This is a genomic window from Streptomyces sp. NPDC054866, from assembly GCF_053610745.1.
This window is the reverse complement of record NZ_JBSGZA010000002.1, coordinates 694844-717708: the sequence shown is the minus strand read 5'-3', so window position 1 is coordinate 717708 and position 22865 is coordinate 694844. Positions and strand designations below refer to the sequence as shown.

18 protein-coding genes and 1 pseudogene are annotated in these 22865 nt (G+C 70.2%); 7 read left to right on the top strand and 12 right to left on the bottom strand.

All coding sequences use genetic code 11. The annotated features are described in order from the left end of the window. Nucleotides 1-538: 538 nt before the first annotated feature. Together ACWGI2_RS11975 and ACWGI2_RS11970 are read right to left on the bottom strand one after the other, a co-directional pair. Nucleotides 539-2215, bottom strand: coding sequence for an alkaline phosphatase D family protein (locus ACWGI2_RS11975; protein ID WP_453695091.1), 1677 nt, complete (start codon nt 2213-2215; stop codon nt 539-541). A gap of 121 nt (nt 2216-2336) precedes the next feature. Further along, nucleotides 2337-2984 carry an HNH endonuclease family protein gene (locus ACWGI2_RS11970; protein WP_453695090.1) on the bottom strand — a complete coding sequence of 216 codons (648 nt, stop codon included), beginning with the start codon at nt 2982-2984 and terminating at the stop codon, nt 2337-2339. A 580-nt stretch (nt 2985-3564) separates the two neighbouring features. Here ACWGI2_RS11970 and ACWGI2_RS11965 point away from each other — a divergent pair. Together ACWGI2_RS11965 and ACWGI2_RS11960 are read left to right on the top strand one after the other, a co-directional pair. Continuing rightward, nucleotides 3565-4143, top strand: coding sequence for a TMEM165/GDT1 family protein (locus tag ACWGI2_RS11965; protein ID WP_160504813.1), 579 nt, complete (start codon nt 3565-3567; stop codon nt 4141-4143). 246 nt (nt 4144-4389) lie between these two features. Then, nucleotides 4390-5055, top strand: coding sequence for an HAD-IA family hydrolase (locus ACWGI2_RS11960; protein ID WP_453695089.1), 666 nt, complete (start codon nt 4390-4392; stop codon nt 5053-5055). Nucleotides 5056-5550: 495 nt separating this feature from the next. Here ACWGI2_RS11960 and ACWGI2_RS11955 read toward each other — a convergent pair whose 3' ends face one another. After that, nucleotides 5551-6540 carry a peptidoglycan-binding domain-containing protein gene (locus ACWGI2_RS11955; protein ID WP_453695088.1) on the bottom strand — a complete coding sequence of 330 codons (990 nt, stop codon included), beginning with the start codon at nt 6538-6540 and terminating at the stop codon, nt 5551-5553. A gap of 154 nt (nt 6541-6694) precedes the next feature. Here ACWGI2_RS11955 and ACWGI2_RS11950 point away from each other — a divergent pair, with 154 nt between their 5' ends. Beyond that, on the top strand, nt 6695-8809 hold the full coding sequence (locus ACWGI2_RS11950) for a DHA2 family efflux MFS transporter permease subunit (RefSeq protein WP_453695087.1): 2115 nt from the start codon (nt 6695-6697) through the stop codon (nt 8807-8809). A gap of 28 nt (nt 8810-8837) precedes the next feature. Here the strand turns inward: ACWGI2_RS11950 and ACWGI2_RS11945 are convergent, their stop codons facing one another. From ACWGI2_RS11945 to ACWGI2_RS11930, 4 genes and pseudogenes are all read right to left on the bottom strand, one after another. Further along, the gene (locus ACWGI2_RS11945; protein WP_453695086.1) at nt 8838-9389 is read right to left on the bottom strand and encodes a GNAT family N-acetyltransferase; all 552 of its coding nucleotides are present in this window, start codon (nt 9387-9389) and stop codon (nt 8838-8840) included. Between the two features lie 67 nt (nt 9390-9456). Next, a complete protein-coding gene (locus ACWGI2_RS11940; protein ID WP_453695085.1) occupies nt 9457-10095 on the bottom strand; it encodes a LysE family translocator in 639 nt (212 codons plus the stop codon). Nucleotides 10096-10155: 60 nt separating this feature from the next. Continuing rightward, the gene (locus ACWGI2_RS11935; RefSeq protein ID WP_453395325.1) at nt 10156-10485 is read right to left on the bottom strand and encodes an antibiotic biosynthesis monooxygenase family protein; all 330 of its coding nucleotides are present in this window, start codon (nt 10483-10485) and stop codon (nt 10156-10158) included. Nucleotides 10486-10516: 31 nt separating this feature from the next. Beyond that, nucleotides 10517-10925, bottom strand: a pseudogene (locus ACWGI2_RS11930) (DnaJ family domain-containing protein). A gap of 114 nt (nt 10926-11039) precedes the next feature. Between ACWGI2_RS11930 and ACWGI2_RS11925 the strand changes: the two are divergent. Then, nucleotides 11040-11432, top strand: coding sequence for a hypothetical protein (locus ACWGI2_RS11925; RefSeq protein ID WP_453695084.1), 393 nt, complete (start codon nt 11040-11042; stop codon nt 11430-11432). Nucleotides 11433-11450: 18 nt separating this feature from the next. On the opposite strand, the gene ACWGI2_RS11920 is transcribed toward ACWGI2_RS11925, so the two are convergent. Further along, the gene (locus ACWGI2_RS11920) at nt 11451-12119 is read right to left on the bottom strand and encodes an O-methyltransferase (protein WP_453395322.1); all 669 of its coding nucleotides are present in this window, start codon (nt 12117-12119) and stop codon (nt 11451-11453) included. 266 nt (nt 12120-12385) lie between these two features. On the opposite strand from ACWGI2_RS11920, the gene ACWGI2_RS11915 reads away from it, so the two are divergent. Next, nucleotides 12386-13468: a serpin family protein gene (locus ACWGI2_RS11915; RefSeq protein WP_453695083.1), complete on the top strand. Its 1083-nt coding sequence runs from the start codon at nt 12386-12388 to the stop codon at nt 13466-13468. 243 nt (nt 13469-13711) lie between these two features. Here the strand turns inward: ACWGI2_RS11915 and proP are convergent, their stop codons facing one another. Continuing rightward, nucleotides 13712-15148 (bottom strand): glycine betaine/L-proline transporter ProP, encoded by a 1437-nt coding sequence (proP, locus tag ACWGI2_RS11910; RefSeq protein ID WP_453695082.1) that lies wholly within the window; start codon nt 15146-15148, stop codon nt 13712-13714. Nucleotides 15149-15669: 521 nt separating this feature from the next. Here proP and ACWGI2_RS11905 point away from each other — a divergent pair. Further along, nucleotides 15670-17733, top strand: coding sequence for a bifunctional glycosyltransferase 87/phosphatase PAP2 family protein (locus ACWGI2_RS11905; RefSeq protein ID WP_453695081.1), 2064 nt, complete (start codon nt 15670-15672; stop codon nt 17731-17733). Here ACWGI2_RS11905 and ACWGI2_RS11900 read toward each other — a convergent pair. Together ACWGI2_RS11900 and ACWGI2_RS11895 are read right to left on the bottom strand one after the other, a co-directional pair. Beyond that, the gene (locus ACWGI2_RS11900) at nt 17687-19309 is read right to left on the bottom strand and encodes a hypothetical protein (protein ID WP_453695080.1); all 1623 of its coding nucleotides are present in this window, start codon (nt 19307-19309) and stop codon (nt 17687-17689) included. The genes ACWGI2_RS11905 and ACWGI2_RS11900 overlap by 47 nt on opposite strands. A 149-nt stretch (nt 19310-19458) precedes the next feature. Next, nucleotides 19459-20703 (bottom strand): cytochrome P450, encoded by a 1245-nt coding sequence (locus tag ACWGI2_RS11895; protein WP_453395317.1) that lies wholly within the window; start codon nt 20701-20703, stop codon nt 19459-19461. A 262-nt stretch (nt 20704-20965) separates the two neighbouring features. On the opposite strand from ACWGI2_RS11895, the gene ACWGI2_RS11890 reads away from it, so the two are divergent. Then, the gene (locus tag ACWGI2_RS11890) at nt 20966-22135 is read left to right on the top strand and encodes a steroid 3-ketoacyl-CoA thiolase (protein WP_453695079.1); all 1170 of its coding nucleotides are present in this window, start codon (nt 20966-20968) and stop codon (nt 22133-22135) included. Nucleotides 22136-22220: 85 nt separating this feature from the next. Here the strand turns inward: ACWGI2_RS11890 and ACWGI2_RS11885 are convergent, their stop codons facing one another. Continuing rightward, complete coding sequence (locus ACWGI2_RS11885) at nt 22221-22676, bottom strand: aggregation-promoting factor C-terminal-like domain-containing protein (RefSeq protein ID WP_453695078.1); 456 nt, start codon at nt 22674-22676, stop codon at nt 22221-22223. Nucleotides 22677-22865: the final 189 nt, after the last annotated feature.

Genomic DNA, 22865 nt, shown 5'->3' with positions numbered 1-22865 from the left:
TCAACTACCAGGGCCGCGAGGGCGGCCAGAGTGCGCGAGACGTGTGAGGTCCGTGAGCCCACAGCTCCCCGCCGCCAGGGCGGCTGGAGCGCGCGAGAGTCGTGTGGCTGCGAGGCCTGTCAGGCCGGTGAGCCCCCAGCCTCGCGAGAGCGAAGGCAGCGTGGGAGAAGGCTGACGCGGGGCTGTCAACTCCCTGCCGCACCCTGCTGCCTCAACTACCAGGGCCGCGAGGGCGGCCAGAGTGCGCGAGACGTGTGAGGTCCGTGAGCCCACAGCTCCCCGCCGCCAGGGCGGCTGGAGCGCGCGGGAGTTATGAGGCCCGCAGGCTCCGTGCGACCCGCGTACCCGTGCACCCCTGTGCTACCCCAGCCCCCGCGACTTCGCAAAAGCCGTCAGCCCCGCGGCTTCACGAAAACCGCGCGCCCCCGCGACTTCACGAAAGCCGTCAGCCCCGCGGCTTCACGAAAACCGCGCGCCCCCGCGACTTCACGAAAGCCGTCAGCCCCGCGCGTTCACGAAAGCCACCAACCCCGCGCGTTCAAGACAGCTTCGACTCCTGGGTTGTTTCCAGGCGTACGCCCACGCCCTTCACCACCCGCGCCTGATCCAGCCGTACATCCGCCGAACGGCCCCGCAGTGTCAGTGTCATGAGTTGGTTGCCGAACCAAGGGCCGCCCGTTTTGCGCCAGTTGATCGCTGCCCGTGCTGTTCGGCCGTGTCGTGCGAAGCGGCGGCCCAGGGCCCTGCCCACCCTGCTCCAGCCGAAGTGGAAGCCCAGCTTTATCGACGCGGGGATGGAGTTGTGGACGGGGGAGCACGTCAGTTGCAGGACGCGGGAGTCGGGGCCGCCGCCGCCCGGCCAGGTCGGTTCCGCGATGTACGCGTGGTGGACGTCGCCGGAGAGCACGCACACCGTCGCCGGGGCCCCCGCCCCCGTGCCCGCCTCGGCGATCAGGGAGGTCAGCGCGTCGAAGGACGAGGGGAACGCCGCCCAGTGCTCCAGATCCGAGCGCCTGCGCAGGTTCTCGCCGAAGCGGGCCCAGCGCGCGCCCCGCTCGCCACGGCACAGCGCGGCGTTCCAGCCCTCTGCGTCATGGATGAGGTGCGGCAGCAGCCAGGGCAGCGACGTACCGATCAAGAGGTGGTCGTAGCCACCCGTCACGCCCCCGTGTCCGCCCCCGCCCCCGCCGTCCAGAGCCTGCTCGCGCAGCCACCGCGCCTCGTCCGGGTCGATCATCGCGCGGTTCTGCTCGTCCAGGACCCGCGCCGCCCGCGTATCGATCATGAGCAGGCGTACGCGGCCGAAGTCCCGCCGGTAGCTCCACCGGGTCGCCCTGGGATCGGCGTCCGAGGCCGCGGCGAAGGCGCGCAGCGCGTCCGTGCCGTCCGGCGTCGCGCGCAGCAGGGCGTACAGCTCGTCGCGCTCCAGCTCCGCGGGCGGCAGATTGCCGATGTGCTGGTAGACCCAGTACGACATCAGGCCGCTCAGGACCCGCTCACGCCACCACGGCGTCGCCCGCATCTCGGCGAGCCAGGCCGCGCTGGTGTTCCAGTCGTCTATGACGTCGTGATCGTCGAAGATCATGCAGCTGGGCACGGTCGAGAGCAGCCACCGCACCTCGGGGTCGAGCCACGATTCGTAGTAGAGGTGGGTGTACTCCTCGTAGTCCGCGACCTGGTCGCCCGGCGGGTCGTTCAGATTCCGGCGGGCAGCGAGCCAGCGCCGCGTCGCCTCGGAGGTGTTGTCCGCGTACACCTGGTCGCCCAGGAGGAGCAGGACGTCCGGGCGGTCGGCCGCCGTGCCGGTGGCGATGCGGGCGGCGAGGGTGTCCAGGGCGTCGGGTCCGACGGGGTCGTGCTCGTCGCTCGGCGGAGCCGCCCAGCGGCAGGACCCGAAGGTGACACGGAGCGCCTCGTCGTCGCCCTCGCCCGGCGTGCGGATGGTGCTCGGCGGGAAGGGCGAGCCCGGCAGCGGCCACACGGGGCCACCGCTGTCGCCGAGCCGCACCTCGTACGTGGTCTCGGTGCCCGGACGGAGCCCGGTGACCGGGACGAGCGCGTAGTGGTGGCCCGCGATCTGGAACGTGTTCGCCGTGCCCTTGGCGCCGTCGGCGCACCGCACTTCGGCGGTGCACGGGCGGTCGGTCTCGACCCAGACCGTCGCCGTCGAACCGTCGACATACCTCAGCAGTGGACCCAGGCGCAGCCGTGCCACGATGATCACTCTCCTCCGTCGCCCCGTACGGTACGGAACGACGGAGGCCAGTGGGGAGGTTCCGGGGATTCCCGCTGGTTACAGGCCCGTGACCTCAGCAACTCTTGAGGATGCGGTGACTTCAGCAGCCGCTGAGGACCGAGGACAGCTTGGTCTTCTCCTCCGCGTTCACCGTGAGGTTGTAGTGGTGCTTCACGTCCACCCACATCCGGGCGTAGTAGCAGTGGTACGACGTCGTCGGCGGCATCCACTCCGCCGGGTCCTGGTCGCCCTTGCTCTGGTTGACGTTGTCGGTGACGGCGATCAGCTGGGGGCGGCTGAGGTCGTTGGCGAAACCTTCCCGCTGGGCGGTGGTCCAACTGCTCGCGCCGGACTTCCAGGCCTCGGAGAGCGGGATGACGTGGTCGATGTCGACGTCGGACGCCGCGGTCCAGGTGCCGCCGTCGTACGGGGATTTCCACGTACCCGAAGTGGCCGCGCAGCTGGAGTCCTGCTGGACGTTCGTGCCGTCGCGCTTGAGGACGACCTCGCGGGTGTTGCAGGTGCCGGACTGGGTCTTCCAGTGCGGGAACTTCTCACGGCTGTAGCCGTCGGACGAGCCCTCGGCCTTCTCGGTGAGCTGGCCCAGGTAGGTGCGGGCGGTGGCGGCGGAGACCGGCGCCGGGGGAGCGGCCTGGGCCGGGGCCCCGGTGAGAAGGGCCGCCGCGGAGGCCAGCGCGGTCAGGGCGGTGAGAGTGGCGAGGCGTCGACGCGCGTAGACAGCGGACATACGAACTCCCTTGATGTGGGGGGATGTTGGCCGTTGGGGCGGCCATGCTGACGCGGTGGGGTTTCCGGTGGATGTGCGTCAGGTGACAGGGTCGCGTCAATCAGGTGGTCAGTTCAAGAGTTCTGGCGCTGTGTCATGTGCGGTCATCTGTGCGGGAGTTGGTGCGGAGGTGTCGAAATGGCTGCCAGGTGTGGCGCGGATCACTTTTCCGGGGGGCGGCAGGCCCCCTGGTGCCGGAGGTCGAAAGGCCCTGGTTCCGGGGGGTCGAAAGGCCCTGGTCCGGGGTGCGTGGGCGTCCCGTACGATGGATGGCGCAGAAGGGGAGTAGCTCTTCGCCGGACCGTCGACATACTGCTCAGCTCGCCTGAGCCGGCGCCCGGAGGCAGGCCCCGTCATCCACGCGATGGATCGCGATGGACCGCGATGACCGCGGTGGACGAGGCCGGCCAGCGAGACCTTCGGCAAGCAGTGCCCGACGTACACGACCGTGTACGTCCGTGTGCGCTGCCGTGCCGAGGTGTCGTACGTACGTGACGTACAGAATGCTCTCGGTGGGGCAGCCTCGACCGATTGAGGAATCTTGATCAGCATCAGCGTGATGGCGCTCGTCTTCGGCGTCGTCTTCCTTGCCGAACTCCCGGACAAGACAGCGCTGGCCGGGCTCGTCCTCGGGACGCGCTACCGCGCCTCGTACGTCTTCGTCGGGGTCGCGGCCGCCTTCGTCGTCCATGTCGTGCTCGCCGTGGCGGCGGGCAGCGTACTGACGCTCCTGCCGCAGCAGTTGCTGCACGCCCTCACCGGTGTCCTCTTCCTCGGCGGGGCGGCGATGCTGCTCATGAAGGGCGGCGAGGACGAGGAGGAGGTCCGCGAGCCCAAGGACCAGAGCTTCTGGAAGGTCTCCGGCGCGGGATTCATGCTGATCCTCGTCGCGGAGTTCGGTGATCTGACGCAGATCATGACCGCGAACCTGGCCGCCCGGTACGACGACCCGCTCTCCGTGGGTCTCGGTGCGGTGCTCGCGCTGTGGGCGGTGGCCGGGCTCGGCATCGTCGGCGGAAAGGCGCTGATGAAGCGTGTTCCGCTCTCGCTCATCACCAAGATCGCGGCGCTGCTGATGCTGGGGCTCGGTGTGTGGAGCCTGTACGAGGCGATTGCCTGAGGGGTCTGGCCGGGGGCCTTGTCGGGCCTGGCTCTGGGTCTTCCTGGGGGCCCCGGTGGGGGTGTGACCTGCGGTGCTGGCGTCTGGTGGCCCCTTTTTGTATCGTAGAGGAACAAAGTGGCTCCGCCCGTGTTCCCTGACCGGCGGGCGGAGCCGCCTTGATTCTTCCGCTGCTCTTCCTCCGCGCTTCCTCCGCTCTGCTTCCGCGGAGTCCGTGAAGCCCCCTCTGTGCTCTGGAGTACGTCGATGACGGCTGAGACTGCCTCTGTACTGACCGCCCGGGCCCTCCTCCTGGACATGGACGGGACCCTCGTCAACTCCGACGCGGTGGTCGAGCGCTGCTGGCGGCGCTGGTCCGAGCGGCACGGGCTCGACTTCGACGAGGTCATCAAGGTCGTCCACGGGCGCCAGGGGTACGCGTCGATGGCGGTGCTGCTGCCGGAGCGGGCCATGGAGGAGAACTACGCGGAGAACCGCGAGATGCTGGCCGCTGAGACCGCGGACATGGAGGGTGTCGTTCCCGTGCCGGGAGCCGCCGCCTTCCTGGCCTCGCTCGAAGGGCTGCCGCATGCGCTCGTGACGTCCGCGGATGTGCCCCTGTCCACCGGGCGGATGGCCGCGGCCGGCCTGCCGCTGCCTGCGGTGAGGGTCACCGCGGAGAGCGTGGGGGCGAGCAAGCCCGACCCTGAGGGATTCCTCAAGGGGGCCGCCGAGCTGGGCTTCGACCCCGCTGACTGCGTCGTCTTCGAGGACTCCGGGGCGGGAATCGCGGCGGGGCTCGCCGCGGGTATGCGGGTCGTGGGGATCGGCCCTCGGGCGGGGGAGTTCGGGCCCACTGTGCATGTCGACGACTTGACGCAGGTCCGGGTCGAGCCGGTTGCGGGTGGGGCGCTTCGGCTGACGTTCGGCTGATCTGCGAGCTGAGCCGAGCCCCGTCAGGGGCGCGGGGAACTGCGCGATCAGCCCCCACGCACGTGCAGACGTGAGGCGGTCGGGGTTGGCGTAGCCGGTGTGGGACGCACTGTTTTCGGCGGACGAGGGCGGACCGCCCTGCTGAGCGGGCCCCGTCAGGGGCGCGGGGAACTGCGCGCCCAGCCCTCACGCACGTGCAGACGTGAGGCGGCGGGGGTTGGCGTAGCCGGTGTGGGGCGCACGGTTTTTGGGCGGCGGGGCAGCGGGACGTCGGCGGGGTAGCGGACAAGGGCGGACCGCCCTGCTGAGCGGGCCCCGTCAGGGGCGCGGGGAACTGCGCGCCCAGCCCCCACGCACCCGCAGCCGAGAGGCAGCCTCGGTAGCAGGCGTGAAGCCGCCGGGGCGGCAGCCTCGGTAGCGGACGAGAGGCAACCCCGGCGGCAGACGTGAGGCAACCGGAGCTGCCGAAGCCGGTGTGGGCCAGGCGCCCGCGCCTTACGGCTCCCTCGTCTCCCGCTCCAGCGCCACCCGCGTCCTCTCCCCGTAGACCCCCTCGCCATCCCCCTGCGTCCCCCGGGCGTACTGAAAGCGGGTCACCGCGTCCGCGACCGGGGTGGTGTACGTGCCGTGGGCCTCGCCCATGTAGAGGTACAGCTGTTGCAGGCGCTGCTGGAGTTCCTTGACCTCTGGGCCCTTGTCCCCACGCCTCAGGACTCCCTCGGCCCTCGGCGTCGCCGACTCCACCGAACCCGTCGCCCGCGCTGTCGAGCGGCTCGGAGGCGGGGTGGACCGCGGCTTGGGCGAGGCCGAGCGTGACGGGGACGCGGAGGGGCTCGCCTCGGGCGACGCGGGCGCGGACGAGGACGTGGACGGGGGCGCTGAAAGCGACGGGGAAGCCGTCGACGGCGGCGGCTCCGTGGCGGAGCCGGACGGGGCGGCGGTCGCCGCACGTGTCGGCACGTCCGGCATCGCCTGCTCCCGTTGCGGCTTGTCGGGCGAGAGCAGTACCGCCGCGAGCACCGCGACGGCCACCACGGCCACCGCCGCGCTCGCCCCCGCGTACAGGCCGGTACGGCCGCGCCGCGGCTCCGGTTCGTCGTCGTACGGCGGAGGGGGCGGGGAGGGCGGGGAAAGGGCCGAATCCGGTCCGCCGGGCGCGAAAAGCCCCACATCCGCCGACCGCGGCGGACCCACAGCCTCCGGTGGAAGAACGGGCACAGGAGCCGGCCCCGGCTCAAGAGCTTCCTCCCCCGCCTCCGCAGGACCAGGCTCCGGCAGCGTCACGTACGGCCGTATCCGCAGCGGATCGAAGTCCTCCGCGGCGGCGGCGTCCGCGGACCTCACGTCACGCGCCGCGTCGGCGGCCCGCTCCGTACAGCCGCAGGCAGGCGCGCTGCCCGGCTCCCGCGACGTACCGCACTCGGGACATCGCTGACCGTCCCTGTGGCCCTCGGCGCCGTCCGGACGTCTTTCCTTGCTGCTCACTCGTCGTACCCCACCCCTAGAGAACTCCAGCGATTATGCAGACCCTGGCTTCAACAGGCCATAACGGGTCACACGGACCAGGATGGAGAGGGAGAGCCCCCGCAGCACACACAGCAGGACACGCAGGACACGCAGGAGCCCTCAGGAGGTGTCCATGACGCAGGACGTCAGCGCCCGCCCCGTGGGGCCGGAGCCAGATCCCGTCCCCGGGCCACCGGACGAGCACGCGCACGGCGGCGTACTGGTCTCCATCGGTGCGCTGCTGCTCGGCATGCTGCTCGCCGCCCTCGACCAGACCATCGTCTCCACCGCGCTGCCCACCATCGTCAGCGAGCTCGGCGGCATGGAGCACCTGTCGTGGGTCGTCACCGCGTACCTGCTCGCCGCCACGGCCGCGACGCCGCTCTGGGGCAAGCTCGGCGACCAGTACGGCCGCAAGAAGCTGTTCCAGCTGGCCATCGTGATCTTCCTGGTCAGCTCGGCCCTCTGCGGCATGGCACAGAACATGCCGCAGCTCATCGGCTTCCGCGCGCTCCAGGGAATCGGCGGCGGCGGCCTGATGGTCCTGTCGATGGCGATCGTCGGTGACATCGTCTCGCCGCGCGAACGAGGCAAGTACCAGGGCCTGTTCGGTGCGGTCTTCGGTGCGACGAGTGTCCTCGGGCCGCTGCTCGGCGGCCTCTTCACCGAGCACCTCAGCTGGCGCTGGGTCTTCTACATCAACCTTCCGATCGGTGTCGTCGCGCTCGTCGTCATCGCAGCGGCCCTGCACATCCCGGTGCGCTCGACGAAGCACGTCATCGACTACCTCGGTACCTTCCTCATCGCGGCCGTCGCCACCTGCCTCGTGCTCGTCGCCTCGCTCGGCGGCACCACCTGGGAGTGGGGCTCGCCGCAGATCATCGTCCTCGCGGTGCTCGGCGTCGTGCTCGCCGTGGCCTTCGTGGTCATCGAGCGCAGGGCGGCCGAACCGGTCATCCCGATGAAACTGTTCCGGGTCAGGACGTTCACGCTCTCCGCGATCATCAGCTTCGTGGTCGGCTTCGCGATGTTCGGCGCGATGACCTATCTGCCGACGTTCCTCCAGGTCGTCCAGGGCGTCTCGCCGACGATGTCGGGTGTGCACATGCTGCCGATGGTGATCGGCATGCTGATCTCGTCGACCGCGTCCGGCCAGATCGTCAGCCGCACGGGCCGCTGGAAGGTGTTCCCCATCGCGGGCACCGGGGTCACGGCTCTCGGCCTGCTCCTGCTGCACCAGCTCGACGAGAACAGCTCGACGGGCGAGATGAGCGCCTACTTCTTCGTCTTCGGCTTCGGGCTCGGCCTGGTCATGCAGGTCCTGGTACTGATCGTGCAGAACGCCGTTCCGTACGGGGATCTGGGCGTCGCCACGTCCGGCGCGACGTTCTTCCGCTCCATCGGAGCCTCGTTCGGTGTCGCGATCTTCGGCACGATCTTCGCCAACCGCCTCGTCACCAAGCTCTCCGACGCCGTCGCGGGCCAGCAACTGCCGCCAGGCGTCAGCGCGGACTCCCTGACGGCCGACCCGCGGGGCATCGCCGAACTCCCGCCGACGCTGCGCCCGGACGTCGTGCACGCGTACGCCTCGTCCATCACGGACGTCTTCCTGTACGCGGCGCCGGTGGCCCTGGTCGCCTTCGTCCTGGCCTGGTTCCTGCGCGAGGACAAGCTGCGCGGCTCGGTCATGGCGCCCGATCCGACGCAGACGCTCGCCAGCAATCCCGTCGAGCGTTCGTCGTACGACGAGGTGGCGCGGGCGCTGTCGGTCCTCGGCACGCGGGAGGGGCGTCGCGAGATCTACGTACGCATCACCGAGCGCGCGGGCTACGACCTGCTGCCCGGTGCGAGCTGGCTCCTCCTGCGCATCAGCCGTCACGGCCACGTGGAACCGGCGGTGCTCGCCGAGCGCAGTCCCGTGCCGCTGTCCGTGATCACGGCCGCGTCCCGCCAGGTCGAGGAGCGCCACCTCGCCCGGCGCGAGGGCATGGGCCTGCGTCTGACCGACGAGGGCCGGGTGGCCGTCGCCAAGCTGGCCAAGGCCCGCGAGGAGTCCCTGGCCGAGCTGCTCGGCGACTGGTGGGGCCCCGACCGGCCCACCGACCTGGTCAAGCTCGTCGAGGAACTCGGCGCCGAGATGTGCGGCTCGGACGCCGAACAGCCGCACAACGGTCCGCACGGCGGCAGGTCTGGCGGCAGGCCTGTTGGCAGGTCCGGCAGGCCACCACAGCGCGGCGTTGCGGCCTGAGCGGCGCCGCAACGCCGCTCAGTCCGGATCAACTGACCGCAGGGGCCAGCTTCTTGGCGTACCAGCACTCGGCGTACATCCGCTCGGTGAGCGGCTCGCTCTCCTCGTAGCCGTGCCGTGCGTAGAGCGCTCTGGCCTCGACCAGATCGAGGCGCGTGTCGAGGATGATCCGCTCGGCACCGAGGGCGCGGGCGGCGTCCTCGGCGGCGGCGAGGAGGAGCGTGGCGCCGCCTTTGCCGCGCATGTCCTCGTGGAGGAAGACGCGCTTGAGCTCAGCGGTACGGAAACCCTTCAGGTCGCCCATGAGCCGTACTCCGGCGGTCCCTGCGGGCTCGTCCCTGTACCGGGCGACAAGGAGTGTGCCGGTGGGCGGGCGCAGGTCGTCGCCCGTCTCCGCCGCGATCTCACGCTCCAGCTCCGCGGGGTCGGTCCTGCGCCCCTCGTGGAGGAGGTAGTACCGGTCGCTCACCTCTGTGTAGTACGCGCGCCAGAGCGCCGCGGCGACAGGGGAGTCGACGGCTTCGGGGGCGACGGTCCAGGAGGCGGGTCTCGCTCCGGCGCGGGGATCGATAGGGATCATGGGGGCCATTCTCGGGAGGCGACTGCCGTACCCCGCAAGCGAATTACTCCCACCCAGGCGCCTCTGCTCAGTCCTTGCGCCCTGTGGCGGCGACGCTGACGCCGAGCCCGATCATGGTGAGCCCGCCGGCTCCGCCGACCATCGAGAGCCGCCGCGGCGATTGCGCGAACCACCCGCGCGCGGTGGCCGCGACCAGGCCCCACACGCTGTCGGATGCCAGGGCGATGGCGTTGAAGACGAGGCCGAGCACCAGCATCTGCAACATGACGTGCCCTTGCTCGCGGTCGACGAACTGCGGCAGCACGGCGGCGAAGAAGACGATGGTCTTGGGGTTGGCCACACCGACCGCGAACCCTTCCCACAACGTACGCAGCCCACTGTGGGCGGGAGCGTCACCGGTGAACGCGGCGTACAGCGACCCGCGTTGGCGCACCGCTTTGACCCCGAGGTACACCAGGTAGGCGGCGCCCAGGAGCTTCAGCGCCGTGAAGACGACGACGGAGCGTTCGACCACGGACCCGACCCCGAGCGCGACGGCCACGACGAGCACGTACGCGCCGACCGTGTTCCCCACCACCGAGGTCAGCGCGGCGCGACGCCCCTGAGCCAGCGCCCGCCCGATCACGAACAGGACGCTGGGCCCGGGAATCACGATCAGCAGGAACGACATGGCCGCGAAGGCGAGTATCCGGTCGGTGGACATCATGGGGCCCATGGCACCACGGGGGCGGGGGCGCCGGTACCGGTTTTCCGCTCAGTCCAGCGGCTACTGGCTCTTGGGCGCTGCCTGCTGCACGACCTCGAAGGACCACACCGCGGCACTGCTGGACGCGGGCTTGGGCCGCTCGCCGCCGCCTGCACCCCCACCCTGGTGCGCGGCCTTCATCGGACCCTCCATCCAGGCCTTGAAGGACTCCTCGTCACGCCAGCGCGTGTAGACCAGGTAGTCGTCGGTGCCCTCGATGGGGCGGAGAAGCTCGAACCACTCGAAGCCGTCCGAGTTCTCCACGGCGCCGGCGCGGGACGCGAAGCGCTTCTCCAGGACCTCTCGCTGTTCGGCGGGCACGGTCAGGACGTTGATCTTTACGATGCTCATGCGCCCATCCTCGCGCATGCCCCCCGTGCGTTCAGGCCGGGTGGCGTTCGCGCCAGGTGTGGGCCACTTCTTCTACGTCGAAGGGCTTCAGGCCCAGGGGCGGGCCCGGGGGTGGCATGCGCAGGGCCTCGCGGATCTTGGTGTTGAGGTCTGTGACGAGCTTGCGGGCCGCCTGTTCGGAGGGGGCGTCCGGGGCCGCGGCCAGGACGTCCTCGGCCTCCTTGCGCAGGGCGAGGGTCGGGGGGGAGGTGGGAGAGGCCTTCGCGGGCCATCTTCTGCTTGATCCACCACTGCTCGTCGTACGAGGAGGTGTCGAGGCCCTTCGGGAGCGGCTTGCCGTAGCCCGGCAGGGTGGCGAAGTCGCCTCGCTCCTCGGCCTCGCGGATCTGTTTGTCGATCCATGACTCGAAGCTGACCTCAGGTGGTTTCCGTTCAGTCATGGGTTCATTGTTCCAGGCCCGGTGCGGTCGCGTGAGGTGCGCCATAGGATGCGGCGGCGTGGGGGCGTGTGCGGCCGCCGCGCGTTCTGACCGCTGAGAGCTGGGGGAGCGTACGTGCTGGAGCTGACCATGGCCTGCGTGTCCGGGGCGGACGAGGGGGCGACGGCGGGCATGCTCATGGCTGACGCGCCGAGCGCACCGGGTTCCGCGTTGCGGGTGGGGCGCGATCGCAGCGTGTGCCGTCTTGTGCCGCCCGATGACTGGCTGTTCGTGTCGCGTACGCATCTGGAGTTCCGCTGCGGGCCCGACGGGACCTGGAGGCTCACCTGGCTGCGCGGGTCACATCCCGAGCCCTCGTCGGAGGTGCGGCTCACCGTGGGCGGGGTGCCGTCGCCTCTTGAGTACGGGGGGTCGGCGCCGCTGCCCCGGGGCGGTTCCGGTGACGTCGTCATCCAGGACCGGGCCGGGCCTCGCAGCGTGAACGTCGGGTTCTACGTGGAGGGTTGATGGGTTGAGGTCCCGTACTCAGTCCAGTACTCGGGCAAGCGCCAGGCCGTCGTAGCCCTTTGTGCCCACCGTCTGCAGCGCCGTTCCGCTCAACTTCGGGTGGCTGGCGAAGAGTTCCAGCGCCTTGCGAGTGCCCTGCACGCTGGGGTCGGTGGAGTTGGCGTTGGCCACCTCTCCGCTCCGTACGACGTTGTCGACGATGATGAGGCTGCCGGGGCGGGTGAGCTTGAGCGACCACTCCACGTAGTGCGGGTTGTTGGCCTTGTCCGCGTCGATGAAGACCAGGTCGAAGGGGGGCGCCTCCTCGCTTACGAGCGCGGCCAGCGAGTCGAGTGCCGGGCCCACCCGGACCTCGGTGAGCTTGTCGAGGCCGGCACGGGCGAGGTTGGCGCGGGCCACGTCGGCGTGGACCGGGGAGTACTCCAGGGTGATCAGGCGGCCGTCCGCGGGCAGGGCGCGGGCCAGCCAGATGGTGCTGTAGCCGCCGAGCGTGCCGATCTCGAGGATGCGGTGCGCACCCTGGATCTGGGCGAGGAGCTGGAGCAGCTTGCCCTGGTTCGGCGCGACGCTGATCTGCGGCAGACCGGCGGCGTCGCTGTCGTGCAGGGCCGCGGTCAGGGCCTCGTCGGCGGGGGTCAGGAGATCGGTGAAGTACGTGTCGACCGCGGTCCATTGCTGCTGGGTCATGGGGGCCTTTCCTGGTGTTCGTTAGGTTCGCTAAGGATGTTAGTGGGGTGGGGGTCGATTGTCAGTGGTGACTCGCATACTGGGGTTGTCGGTCTGTGATGGCGGTACGAGGGCTGTGGGCTGCGGGGGTTGAGATGACGTACGGGGCGAGGGCTGGGACCGGGACTGGAGCTGGGGCTGGAACCGGGGCTGAGGCTGGGACTTGGGCGGGGCAGATGCTGCCCGCGTCGGCGATTCGGGGGCTTGCCGAGCGGTGGCTGCCGCTGATGGCTTCGCCTGGCTCGGGGGGCGGGCCGGGGCAGGGCCGCAGTGACGGTGCGGGTGCGGGGGACTTCGTGTGCTCACCCGCCGGGCTGTGGCTCGCGCTGGCCGCCGTCGCGGTGGGCGCGCGGGAGGAGACCGCCGGGGAGCTGCGGGAGTTGCTCGGCGTGGCGGGTGAAGAGGCCGCCGGTGCGGTCACGGCAGCCGCGCGGGCGTTCGCCGGCACGGACGCGGTGGCCGTCGCCACCCGGGTGTGGAGCCGGGTTCCGGTGTACCGCGCCTATCGGGAGGCGCTGCCCGACGTGGGATTCGGGCCGATGGACCCGGACGGCATCGACGCGTGGGTGCGGGAGGCGACGGACGGGCTCATCGAGCGGCTGCCGGTGGTGATCACTCCGGATGTGCTGCTGGTGCTGGTCAACGCGCTTGCGCTCAAGGCGCGTTGGGAGATCCCCTTCGAGGGGGCGGGCACACGCGATCAGGACTTCACGGACGCGCTGGGCGTGCGGCACCGGGTGCCCACGATGCACCGGCCCGTTCCGCTGAACTGTGCCTGGACGGTGGGCGGCGCGAGTGTCATCGAGCTGAAGTGCCGGTCGGAGGACGGGCGGGCGCCTGCGCGGGTGCGGTTCGTGCTCGGTGAGCCGGGAGCCGGGGCCGCCGAGGTGCTGCCGCTCGCGTGGGCGCCGGAAGGCCGGTGGACGGGGATCGACGCCGAGCAGATCAATATGGCGTTGCCGCGGATGTCCTTGCGTACGCGGGTCGACGCGACGGAGCAGTTGGCGGTGCTGGGTGTGCGGTGGGCCATGAGCGAGGGGGCCGACTTCTCCGGGATGTCGCCGGAGCGGCTTGCGATATCGCAGGTGGTGCAGGAGGCCGTGGTGAAGGTTGCGGAGGAGGGGGTTGAGGCGGCGGCGGTTACGGCTGTGCCGATGGCTCCTGGTGGGGCTCCGTATGTCCCTCGACGGATCGAGTGGATCGCCTTTAACCGGCCGTTCGGGGTTGTGGTGCTTGATGGGGGTGGGGAGGTGCCGTTGTTTGTGGGGTGGCAGGCGGGGGTGCCGAGCCCTGCGGGGGTGCCGAGGTAGGGGCGGGTCCCTGCGGGGCTTTCCCCAACCCCGCCCCTTCCCGAAAACCCGCTCTGGCGCGGGGGCCTTGCGTGCCCTCATCACCGGCTCCGCCGAGTTCGTCCTCAAACGCCGGACGGGCTGGTTGATCCCGTCCTCAAGCGCCGGACGGGCTGGTTGATCCCGTCCTCAAGCGCCGGACGGGCTGGTTGATCCCGTCCTCAAGCGCCGGACGGGCTGGTTGATCCCGCGGAGGTCCGTTGTTTACCGCTTGCCGGACGGGGTGGTTGATCCCGCCGGGGCGGTAGAGCCTAGCTCGATCGCCGGGCGCGAACCCGGCAGTGGCCTGCCCGCGCTTTCGGTCATGAACCACACCGCGATTCCGCCCACCACGGCCGCCGCCATCATGTAGTACGCGGGCATCATCATGTTCCCCGTCGCTCCGATCAGTGCCGTCACCACCAGCGGTGTCGTGCCTCCGAAGATCGATACGGAGATGTTGAAGCCGATGGAGAGCGAGCCGTAGCGGACCTTGGTCGGGAAGAGGGCGGGGAGTGTCGACGGCATCGACGCCGTGAAGCAGACCAGGAGCAGGCCGAGCGCCGCCATGCCGAGGCCGATCGCCCAGAGCGAGCCCTGGCGGATCAGGAGCAGGGCGGGGACGGAGAGGAGCAGGAAGCCCACGCAGCCCGCGGCGATCACCGGGCGGCGGCCCACCCGGTCGGTCAGCGCGCCCGCGAACGGCTGGACGCACATCATCAGCGCCATCACCGCGAGGATGACCATGAGGCCGTGCGTCTCGTCGTACTTGAGCTCGCTCGTCAGGTAGCTCGGCATGTACGACAGCAGCATGTAGTCCGTGACGTTGAAGACCAGGACCAGGCCCATGCACAGGAGCAGCGCCTTCCACTGGCCCTGGACCATGTCGCGCAGGCGGACCTTCGGGCGGGACTGCTCGTCCTTGTGTGCCTTACTGAGCTCCGCGGCGAACGCCGGGGTCTCCTCCAGCTTCATCCGCAGGTACAGGCCGATCAGGCCCATCGGGCCCGCGATGAGGAACGGGACGCGCCAGCCCCAGGAGAGGAGATCCTCCGTGGAGAGGAGGGCCGTCATGACGGTCACCAGGCCCGCCCCGCCGATGTAGCCGGCGAGCGTGCCGAACTCCAGCCAGCTGCCGAGGAAGCCCCGCTTCTTGTCGGGGGCGTACTCGGCGATGAAGGTCGACGCGCCCGCGTACTCACCGCCCGTCGAGAAGCCCTGCACCAGGCGGGCCAGCAGAAGGAGGATCGGGGCTCCTACGCCGATGGACGCGTAGGAAGGGATCAGGCCGATCGCGAAGGTTCCCGCCGCCATCATGATCATGGTGAGGGCGAGGATCTTCTGGCGGCCGACGCGGTCGCCGAGCGGGCCGAAGACCATGCCGCCGAGCGGGCGGATCAGGAACGCCGCCGCGAACGCGCCGAAGGCGGAGAGCAGTTGGGCCGTGGGGTCGCCCGAGGGGAAGAAGACCTTGCCGAGCGTCACGGCGATGTAGCTGTAGACGCCGAAGTCGAACCACTCCATCGCGTTGCCGAGAGCGGCCGCCTTCACCGCCCGCTTGACCAGCGCCGGGTCGACGACGGTGACGTCCGCCGAGGCGTGCGCGGACGGAGGGGCCTGGGTCTGCGGAGCTACGGGTGCGACGGGGGCGGCTGCCGGCAAGGGTTCGCTCGCCTGCCTCTCGGTTGACTGCAAGGGCAGAGCCGCCCAGCGAGGGGCGGCCCGCAAGCGACCATAGGTGTAGGTGGCATCATTACGGTCGGTGTCCGGCCAACCGCACACTGCCCGGAAAGTGCCGCTATCCAGGGCAAATGGTTCCGCTTCCGCTGGTGGCCGGAAGGCGCCTTTGTGATCTATGTCGCGGCTCGTGCGGGGAACCGCCGTGCGGGGCCCGGGCCGTCGTTACATGGATGGAAGGTGGACGGCCTGTGGAGATCCGGTCGTCAACCGGACAAAAGGCCTGGTTGGGAAGTCTGCGCAAAAGCCGGTAGAAAGCGGTGTGGCTGCCAGGTGAAATGGAGGTTGCGCGCGTCTCATCTGAGGGCGCGGGCCTTTCGGGTCCGACGAGGGCGCGAGCCCTTCGGGTCCGGCCGCACACCTCGGAACCGAGGGAGAACTCTCGGAGCCGACCGGACGTTGGGACCGAGCAGAGATGACGAGCGGGGCGGGAGGGCCGACGGCGCGTGGCGAATGTTGAGCACGGGGGACCGGGAAATGCCTTTGGGGCGGGTACGCCCGGCACACCGAGGACGCGGATCGGGGTGCTCCGCGTCACCCTCTGGCTGATCGCTGCCGTACTCGCGGTACGACAGGTGGCCGTCGTCCTGCGTACGCCGAAAGGGGAGCGGCTCACCGATCTGGAGACCTGGATCGGCCCGGAGGGCGTCCTGCATGTGAACGGTTCCTTCTACGACGCGGACAAGTTCACCGGCACTCCATTCGCCGGACTCGTGCTCAAACCGTTCTCCCGCGCGGCCGAGCAAGCACTCGGCTGGGGCTGGACGTTCGGCACGCTGACCCTGGTCGTGATCCTCGGCATGGTCGCGGCCCGTGCGCTGCCGCAGCCCGTGTCCCGGCGCACCTCACTGCTCGCCGCGCCCGTCGCGATCTGCCTCCTGATGCTGTCGCTCCCGGTGCGCAACACCCTGCACCTGGGCCAGACCAGCATCATTCCCGTGCTCCTCGTCCTGCTCGGCTGCTTCGCCGTCCGGGGAGAGCGCGCCAGCGGCGTCCTCATCGGCATCGGGGCCGCGCTCCAGCCCACGCTGCTGCTCTTCGCCGCCCTGTTCTGGTTCACCGGCCGCAGGCGCGCCACGGCGTCCACCGGCGCCACGTTCCTCGCCGTCACCGCGCTCGCCTGGGCCGCGATGCCGCACGACTCGTGGACGTACTGGATACACCACCTGGCGGGCGCGGGCCTCGGCGCGAGTCCGGACGGTCTCGCCAACCAGTCGCTGCACGGCGCCCTGCTCCGGTTCGGCCTCGAAGGGCCGCTGGAGATCGGCGTGTTCGTGGTCCTGGGCGTGGCCGTCATCTGGTTCGGCGTGCGCCGCGCAGTCCGTTACGCCAAGGACGGGCAGCTGCTGCTCGCCGTCGCGATCACCGGCTGCGTCGCCGTCGCCGTGTCCCCGACGACCTGGCAGCACCAGCTCCTGTGGGTGCTGCTCGCGGTGGTGGGCCGGGTCGGCAAGAAGCAGTCCGACCGGTACATGTGGCCGATCGCCGTCATCCTCGTGTCGACGCTGCCGGCGAAGATGATGCTGCCGAACATGCCGGTCGTGGAGCCCATCCGCGACAACGTCGTGCTGATCGCCGCGCTCGCCGCCGCCACGGTGGTGCCGTTCCTCTCCCGCGCGCACCCTCAGTACCAGGAGCCCGTCCCGACCGACTACGCCAAGCCCGTTCCCGCGCGCTGGAGTCGGGTGCCGCTGCTCCCGTTCTGGCGGCGGGTCACGACCCGGCCGAACCTCCTCCTCGAACTGCTCCTGATCCGCGTCGGCTACTCCGCCTACCAGCAGGCGCGGCTGGCCGCGACGGGCGGCACCAACTCGGGCGGCCGTGCCACCGCCGAGCAGCACGGCGAGCAGATCTACTCCATCGAGCAGTTCCTGCACATCGACATCGAGCACTGGGTCAACCACGCGGTGGTGAAGGTCGACTGGCTCGAGGAGTTCTTCAACTTCTACTACACGTCGTTCCACTTCGTGGTGCCGCTGACCGTCCTCGGTGTGCTCTACGTCCGGCGTCCCGCCGACTACCGCTGGGCACGCTCGGCGCTCGGCTTCGCGACGGTCCTCGCGCTCGTCGGATTCTGGCTCTACCCGCTGGCCCCGCCGCGCCTGATGCCCGGGCTCGGCTTCATCGACACGGTCCACGGCGTGCAGGACTTCACCCAGCCGGACTACGGCACGCTGACCGCGCTCACCAACCAGTACGCGGCGATGCCCTCGCTGCACTTCGGCTGGTCGCTGTGGTGCGGCGTGGTGATCGTGATCCTCGCGCCGAAGTGGTGGATGAAGGCGCTCGGTCTGCTGCACCCGCTGTTCACGGTCTCCGCGATCGTCGCCACCGGGAACCACTGGGTCCTGGACGCGGTGGGCGGCGCGAGTGTCGTCGGCGCGGGCTTCGGCCTCGGCTACCTCCTGGCCGGGCCCCGCGTGGGCAGGACGGTGAAGGTGGCGACGGGGGCGGAGCCGCCGGTCATCGACATGACGAAGGACGCGGCGAAGGACCGTACCCCGAGCTGATCCTGTACGTGCCCGGCGTGGACACCGTGAGTCGGGTGAAGTCGCCGTCCCGCTTCAGGCAGGCCCCCTCCGCCCGGAGCCACGGCGAGTACACCAGGCGCAGCGTCACCGGCTCGCGGGTGGGGACGCGCACCACCATGGCGGAGCCGGTGGACCGTACGACGGTCGCGGGCCTGGACACCATCGGCACCGCGTCCTTCACCCGGAACACCCGCCAGTTCGCGTCCCGCCACACAGGTTCGAGCCACTTGGGGCCGCTGGCGACCAGGGCCGCCTCGTCCTCGGCGAACCCGTCCGGCTTGCCCGAAGGCAGCACCACATAGCCGACCGCCCACTTGTCCAGCCACGCCCGGTAGGTGGCGGCCGAGAAGGACCCGTCGTAGAAGAGGCGGCCGCGCTCGATGTCGAGCTGCCGGTTCCAGCCGCGCGCCATGTTCACGTACGGCGCCAGGGCCGTGGCCTCGCGGTGGTTGCGGGCCGGGACCACCTCCACGCGCCCCCGGTCGGCGCCGAGCCGCTCCAGCTCCCGCACCACGCCCTGGGTGTCGGCGGCCCACTTCGGCACGGCCGTCGACACCGTCAGATCGTCCGCCGTCTTCTGCGTCACCCAGGCCGTGGAAAGGACGAGCGCGACGATGAGCACGACGCGGCGTACGCGGGACAGCGCGGGCATCAGCAGGGCGCCGAGCAGCGCGGCGGGCGCGAGGAGCTCGGCGAGGCGCTCCACGTTCGTGCCGATCGGGGACGGGATGAGATACGTCAGGACCGTCCCCGCCGCGTACACGCCCGCCCCCCACCGCAGCACCCGCCACTCGCGCGGAGCCGCCACGATGAGCGCCAGGCCGAACACCACGGGCGGGAAGATCCGGTCGAACGGCATCAGATGCTCGCCGGTGAACGGGAAGAGCGCGGTGGTCGCCCCCACGACCACCACCGGCGGCACGATCAGCGCCGCGGCCCGGCCCCAGTCCCGTACGAGGAAATAGGCGGCGCCCGCCACCACGAGGAAGAGTCCGGCCACCGGGCTGGACATGGTGGCGAGCGCCGCGCACACCACGGCGACCCCCACGCGCCGCTCCCGCACGAGCGCCAGGCACGCGGCGAACCCGAAGGCGATGCCGAGCGCGAACGTCGTGCGCCCCGACGCGACGTTGCACCACACCGCGAGCGAGGCGAGCACCGCGGGCCACAGCGGGCGCCGCATCCCGGTGCGTTCGACGAGCGCGGCGACCAGCCAGGCACCGGCGACGCCCGACACCACCGTCACCGTCTTCACGCCCACGGCGGCCATCAAGTAGGGCGAGATCAGGCTGTAGTTGGCGGTGTGCATGCCGCCGTACCAGAACAGGCCGTACGCGGCGGCCCCGTGCTCCGAGGCGAAGCGCGCCCAGGCGTACTGCGCCGCCAGGTCGCCGCCGCCGGTGGCGAGGAACGCCGCCCACACCGCGTACAGGGGAAGGGTGGGCAGGGTGGCGACGAGCGGGATCCGGTGGCGTCGGCAGAAGGCGCGGAGGGAGGTCTTCCGCTCATTGGGTGTGCTGCCCGATGGTGCCAGGGAGAGACCTGCGGAGACCACGGCGACCGTTTCCGTTCGAAGTCTTGGAAAGGCAAGGTTCACTTCTCAAGACGCGTCACGCAACGGAAACGTTGGCTCCGCGGGAAAAGACCCGGGGGAGGCAGGGGCAGGGCGTAGGGGGGAGTCGCCCCTGCCTCCCTGGCAGCGGGTCAGCCCGTGCTGACCTGCAGTTCCTTGACCCCGTTCAGCCAGGCCGAGCGGAGCCTGCGGGGGTCGGATACCAGACGCAGATCGGGCAGCGCGTCCGCGATCGCGTTGAAGATGAGGTTGATCTCCAGGACGGCCAGGGACTTGCCGAGGCAGAAGTGCGGGCCTCCGCCGCCGAATCCGAGGTGCGGGTTCGGGTCGCGGGAGATGTCGAACTTCTCCGGCTCGTCGAAGACCTCGGGGTCGTTGTTGGCCGAGGAGTAGAAGATCCCGACGCGGTCGCCCTTCTTGATCTTCGCCTCGCCGATCTCGGTGTCCTGGGTCGCGGTGCGCTGGAAGGAGACCACGGGGGTCGCCCAGCGCACGATCTCCTCCGCGGTGGTCTCGGGGCGCTCGCGCTTGAAGAGCTCCCACTGCTCCGGATGGGTGAGGAAGGCGTGCATGCCGTGGGTGATGGCGTTCCGGGTGGTCTCGTTGCCGGCCACCGCGAGCAGGATGACGAAGAAGCCGAACTCGTCGGAGGAGAGGTTGCCTTCGTCCTCGGCGGCCACCAGCTGGCTGACGATGTCCTTGGCCGGGCATTCCTTGCGGGCGGCGGCGAGGTTCATCGCGTACGAGACGATCTCCATGGCCGCCTCGGCACCGACCTCCTCGGTGATCGCGTACTCCGGGTCGTCGTAGGCGGCCATCTTGTTGGACCAGTCGAAGATCTTCGTCCGGTCGTCCTGGGGTACGCCGATGAGCTCGGCGATGGCCTGGAGGGGAAGTTCCACGGCGACGTTCGTGACGAAGTCGAAGGAGCCGTCGGCCGCGGCGTTCGCCAGGGCGGTCTCGACGATGGAGCCCGCGCGGTCGCGCAGGGCGTCCTCCAGGGAGCGTATGGCGCGGGGCGTGAAGCCGCGCTGCACGATCTGGCGGACCCGGGTGTGCTCGGGCGGGTCCATGTTCAACATGATCATCTTCTGGACCTCGATCTGGTCCCGGCTGATCGTCTCGTTGAAACGGATGACCGCGGTGTTGAGGTTGGAGGAGAACAACTCCGGGTGCGTGGACACGTACTTGACGTCCGCGTGCCGTGTGACGGCCCAGTAGCCCGCGTCGTCGAAGCCGGAGATGCGCGGCGGCTGGGCGATCCAGCGCACCGGTTCCGTCTGCCTCAGCTGGGCGAACTCCGGTAGGGGTACGCGCTCTTGGAGCAGGTCGGGGTCGGTGAAGTCGAACCCGTCGGGCAGCGCTGGACAGGGCATCGGCAACTCCAGGAGTTCAGTTCTGGCAGCTCTGTAGCTGTCCTGACGGTCCATCAGGAGATGCCCGCAAGGTAGTAACGGGTTCTACAAGTGGCAAGGCCCGCGACGGGCTGGCTTTCGTGCAGGTCGTGCGCAAGGTGCGTGCAAGCCCCTTGCGGCGGCGGGGTCGGGCTCAGCAGACTGCTTGCAGAACTAGAACGCGTACTAGTTCTCCGCGTGGGTGCCGGGACACTCCCGCGGGATGTGGATGGAGAGGACGCCCATGGCCGCGGAACCTGTCATCGTCGAAGCCGTACGCACCCCCATAGGTAAGCGCGGCGGCGCGCTCGCCAATCTCCACCCCGCCTATCTGCTGGGCGAGACCTATCGCGAGCTCCTCGGCCGTACGGGCATCCACGCCGACTGTGTCGAGCAGATCGTGGGCGGCACGGTGACCCACGCCGGGGAGCAGTCCATGAACCCCACGCGCACGGCCTGGCTCACGATGGGCCTTCCGTACGAGACCGCGGCGACGACGGTGGACTGTCAGTGCGGCTCGTCGCAGCAGGCCAGCCACATGGTCGCCAACATGGTCGCGGCGGGCGTCATCGACGTGGGGATCAGCTGTGGCGTCGAGGCGATGTCACGGGTGCCGCTGGGCTCGGGCTCCAAGCACGGTCCCGGCAAGCCGTTCCCCGAGGAGTGGAACGTCGACCTGCCCAACCAGTTCGAGGCGGCCGAGCGCATCGCCCGCAACCGCGGCCTCACCAGGGAGAACGTCGACTCGCTCGGCCTCATCTCGCAGGAGCGCGCCGCCACTGCCTGGGCCGAGGAGCGCTTCAAACGCGAGACGTTCGCCGTCCAGGTGCCGACGACGGAGGAGGAGCAGGCGGCGGGGCAGGGCATGTGGCGGCTCGTCGACCGGGACGAGGGGCTGCGGGACACCACGATGGAGGGCCTTGAGCGGCTCAAGCCGGTGATGCCGACCGCCGTGCACACCGCGGGGAACTCCTCGCAGATCTCGGACGGCGCGGCGGCGATCATGTGGGCGTCGAAGCGGATGGCGCGAGCCCTGAAGCTGAAGCCGCGCGCGCGGATCGTGGCGCAGGCGCTGGTGGGCGCCGATCCGCACTTCCACCTGGACGGGCCGATCGACGCGACGCGGGCGGTCCTGGGCAAGGCGGGGATGTCTCTGAAGGACATCGACCTCGTGGAGATCAACGAGGCGTTCGCGTCGGTGGTGCTCAGCTGGGCGCAGATCTTCGAGCAGGACCTGGAGAAGGTGAACGTGAACGGGGGCGCGATTGCGTTGGGGCATCCCGTGGGGGCGACCGGGGCTCGGCTCATCACGACTGCCCTGCATGAACTGGAGCGCCGGGACAAGGAGTTCGCGCTGATCACCATGTGCGCGGGGGGTGCTGTGGCTACGGGGACGATTATTCAGCGGCTGTGAGTGATCCATTCCCTTGCGTACGACGAAGGCGGCCACCCCGCAGAGGGGGTGGCCGCCTTCGTGTGCTTCAGGGCGTCCTGTCGGCTCAGTAGGAGCCGTTGGCCTGCCAGTGGTTCCACGCGCCGACCGGGCTGCCATAGCGCTCGTTCATGTAGTCGAGGCCCCACTTGATCTGGGTCTCGGGGTTGGTCTTCCAGTCCGAACCGGCCGACGCCATCTTCGAGGCGGGCAGGGCCTGGACCAGGCCGTAGGCGCCGGAGGAGGCGTTCGTGGCCTTGGGGTTCCAGCCGCTCTCGTGCTCCACGATCTTGCTGAACGCCTTGTACTGAGCGGGGTCCGGGATCATCTTCTTCGCGATCGCCTGCGCCGAGGAGGGAGCCGCGGCGGGGGCGGCGGCCGGAGCGGCCGCCTTCGCCTCGGTCGGGGCCGCGGCCTGGGCCGGACCCGCCGCGAGCACCATGCCGGTCGTGGCGGCGGCCACGGCGGCACCGGTGAGGGCCTTCTTCGGGGTGGCGATACGGCGGAGGAGCGTGGCGGACAAAGCGTGACCTTCCGTGGGGGACATGGTGTCGCGGGCACGCCGTTGGCCACGGGAGTGTGGCGGGGGGAATGCGTCGGCGCCCTGGGCCTTGAGGCCGGCGGCGCCGTGCGACTCGATCCAGAGAAGCAGGGCTGGAGCGCCTCCGCAATGACCGTTTTTACTAGTGGATGTCGCATGTGGGCGAAAGGT